Below are 3,342 nucleotides of genomic sequence, written 5' to 3'. Positions count from 1 at the left end.
GTTCCGTCCCGGCCGCCGCCGACGGCGACCGCTCCGGCGGTCATCGCGACCGCCAACAACGCGGCGCACACCGTGAGGTGCGTCCCGCGCGAGCGGCACGCGGCGGCGGCCGGGACGGAACACAGGCCGGAGCGCGGACCGGCGCCGATGCCGCTCCCGCGGCCGGGGCGCTCGCGGCCGGGGCGCTCGCCGGGGGCGACCTGGACGCGGGGGTCCGTGCTCTGCAGTCCCATCTGCGCTCCCAGCCACGGGACGTCGGTGGCTGGGCAAGCCTGGGGCTCGCCTACGTCGAGCAGGCGCGGACCAACGGGGACCCGTCGCGCTACCCGCAGGCCGAGCGGGCGTTCGACCGCTCCCTCGCGCTCGGATCCGGCAATGAGCAGGCACTGGCCGGCCGTGCCGCCCTCGCCGCGGCCCGGCACGACTTCTCCGGCGCCCTGAAGTACGCCGACCGGGCCCTGCGGCAGAACCCCTACAGCGAGCGCGCCCTGTCCTCCCGTATCGACGCCCTCGTGGAGCTCGGCCGGTACGACGAGGCCGCCGAGGCCGCCGACACCGCGGACAGCAGGCGGCCGGGGGTGCCCGTCTTCACGCGGTACGCGTACGTGCGGGAGCTGCGCGGCGACGTGCGGACCGCGCGCGAGGTGCTGGAGCGGGCCCTGGACGGCGCGTCCGCGCCCGCCGACGTGGCGTACGTGGCGACCGCGCTCGGCCAACTCGCCTGGAACCAGGGCGACTACGAGACCGCGCTCACCCACTTCGCCCGTGCCCTCGCCGCCGACGAGGACTACCTCCCGGCGTTGGAGGGACGGGCCCGCGCCCAGGCCGCGAGCGGCGACCGCGCGGGCGCGATCGGGACGCTGGAGCAGGTCGTCGTCCGCTCCCCGCTGCCCGGCCCGCTGGTCGCTCTCGGCGAGCTGTACGAGGCCCGGGGCGCCGACGGCGACCGTACGAAGGCGGCCGACCAGTACGCCCTCGTCGACGCGCACACCGCCCTCGCCCGCGCCGGCGGGGTCAACTCCGACCTCGACACCGCGCTCGCCGCCGCCGACCACGGCGACCCCGAAGCAGCCCTGCGAGCGGCCCGCGCCGAATGGGACCGCCGGCACAGTGTGCACACCGCGGACGCCCTCGCCTGGGCGCTGCACCGGAGCGGGCGCTCCGAGGAGGCGCTCCCCCACGCCCGCCGGGCGACGGCCACCGGCTACCGCAATGCCGCCTTCCTCCACCACCGCGGCATGATCGAACGCGCCACCGGCCACGACGGCGACGCCCGCCGGTCCCTCACGGCGGCCCTGGAACTGAACCCCGGCTTCTCCCCCCTCGGCGCCCGCGAGGCCCGTGCCGCCCTCGACGAACTGGAGGCGGCACGGTGAACCTCCGTCGATCCCCGGCCGACGGCACCGGCCGCCGTCTCGCCACCGGTGCCGCCGTCCTCGCCGCCGCCTGTGCGTTCACGCTGGTCCCGGCGACGGCGGCGAGCGCGCATCCGCTCGGCAACTTCACCGTCAACCGGTACGACGGCCTGGTCGCCGCGCCGGGCGAGCTCCGCGTCCACCATGTCGAGGACCTCGCCGAGATCCCGGCCACCCAGGCGAAGCCGGACGTCGAGGCGCTGGGCACGGCCGAGTGGGCACGTCGGCGATGCGCCGGTGCCGCCCGCGACAGCGAGGTCCGGGTGGACGGGCGTACGGTCCCGGTCACCGTGCGGAGCAGCCGCGCGCGCGTGCACCCCGGTCAGGCCGGTCTCGACACGCTGCGCGTGGAGTGCGGGCTGACCGCTCCGCTGCCCGAGGACGGCACGGTGGACGTCTCCTTCCGCGGAGCCGGGGCGTCCTCGGGCCCCGGCTGGCGGGAGGTCACCGCCCGCGGCGACCGGACGACGCTGGCCGCGTCGGACGTGCCCGAGACCTCGCTGTCACGGGAACTGACCCGCTACCCGGAGGAGTTGCTGTCCTCGCCGGCCGACACGGCGACCGCGTCCCTCCGGGTGCGCACGGGCGGGCCGGCACTGGCGGGGAAGGAGACCGAAGCGCCCGCCGCCTCCGTACTGCCCCGCGGCGCGGACCGGTGGACCCGCGCCCTCGACGACCTCGTCGCCCGGCAGGACCTCACCGCGGGGTTCGCGGCGCTCGCGCTGCTGATCGCGGTGGTCCTCGGCGCGATGCACGCGCTCGCGCCGGGTCACGGCAAGACGCTCATGGCCGCGACGGCGGCGGCCCGGGGCCGCAGGGCCCGGCTGCGGGACGTCCTGCCGATGGCCGCCTCGGTGACGGTCACCCACACCCTCGGCGTGGTGGCGCTCGGCCTGCTGGTCACGGCCGGTTCGGCCGCCACGCCCTCGGTCGTCGCGTGGCTCGGGATCGCGAGCGGCGCCCTTGTCACCCTGGCGGGCGCGAGCCTCCTCCGACGGGCCCTGCGCAACCGGAACGCCGCACAGGGCCACCCGCACCACCACGAGCGCGAACACGGGCACGCTCATGACCACAGTCACGACCACGGGCACGGGCACGGGCACGAACACGGGCACCCGCACGTCCATGACCACGGGCACGCCCGGGCGGGCGGCGCGCATCCCCGTCCCCGCACCGTCGAGCACACCCACGGCGGTCGTACCCACACCCACGCCGTCGCCCCCACGCTGCGCGGCACCATCCTGCTGGGTCTCGCCGGCGGGCTGGTGCCCAGTCCGTCCGCCGTGGTCGTGCTGGTGGGCGCCGCGGCGCTCGGGCAGGCCTGGTTCGGGCTGCTGCTCGTCGTCGCGTACGGCGTCGGACTGGCGCTCACCCTCACCGCCGCCGGGTACGCCGTGGTGAAGGCGGGCAGCGGCGTGAACCGGCTCCTGGCCCGGCGCCCGCGCTGGACCGCACGCCCGGTGGTCGCGCTGGTGCGCCGGAGCGCGCCCCTGGGATCGGCGTTCGTCGTCGTGGCTCTGGGGGCCGGATTGGTGTTCAGGGGGGCGGCATCCGCGCTGGGCTGAGCTACTTTCATGAGGAAACGGAGAATTCGCCCGGATGCGATGGGGGGCGCCATGTCCGAGGGACCGGGCAGTGAGCGGGTGATCGCGGGCCGGTACCGGCTGCTGTCACCGCTGGGCGAGGGCGGCATGGGGACCGTGTGGCGGGCCCGTGACGAGGTGCTGCACCGCGAGGTCGCCGTGAAGGAGGTCCGCGCCCCGGCCGGGCTGCCGACGCCCGACGTGGAGCGGATGTACGCCCGGCTGGAGCGGGAGGCGTGGGCCGCCGCCCGGGTCGCCGACCGCAATGTGGTGACGGTGTACGACGTGGCGACCGAGGACGGGCGCCCATGGATCGTAATGGAGCTGGTCCGCGGTCTGTCCCT

At 76.6% G+C, this 3,342-nt stretch carries 3 protein-coding genes; all 3 read left to right on the top strand.

What is annotated here, in order from left to right; all coding sequences use genetic code 11:
* The first annotated feature begins 77 nt into the window (after positions 1-77).
* Positions 78-1,376 (top strand): tetratricopeptide repeat protein, encoded by a 1,299-nt coding sequence (locus AOK11_RS19510; RefSeq protein WP_079034961.1) that lies wholly within the window; start codon positions 78-80, stop codon positions 1,374-1,376.
* Entirely contained in the window at positions 1,373-2,980 is a 1,608-nt protein-coding gene (locus AOK11_RS19505) for a HoxN/HupN/NixA family nickel/cobalt transporter (RefSeq protein ID WP_055594997.1), read from the top strand. The genes AOK11_RS19510 and AOK11_RS19505 overlap by 4 nt, the downstream gene beginning before the upstream one ends.
* Before the next feature lie 51 nt (positions 2,981-3,031).
* Positions 3,032-3,342 (top strand): protein kinase domain-containing protein (locus AOK11_RS19500; RefSeq protein ID WP_240497411.1); only part of this gene is annotated, 311 nt, incomplete at its 3' end.

Origin of the sequence: Streptomyces hirsutus (genome assembly GCF_001418415.1) — a bacterium.
GTDB lineage: Bacteria > Actinomycetota > Actinomycetes > Streptomycetales > Streptomycetaceae > Streptomyces > Streptomyces hirsutus.
The sequence above is the reverse complement of the archived record's forward strand: the minus strand, read 5'-3'. Positions and strand labels throughout refer to the sequence as shown.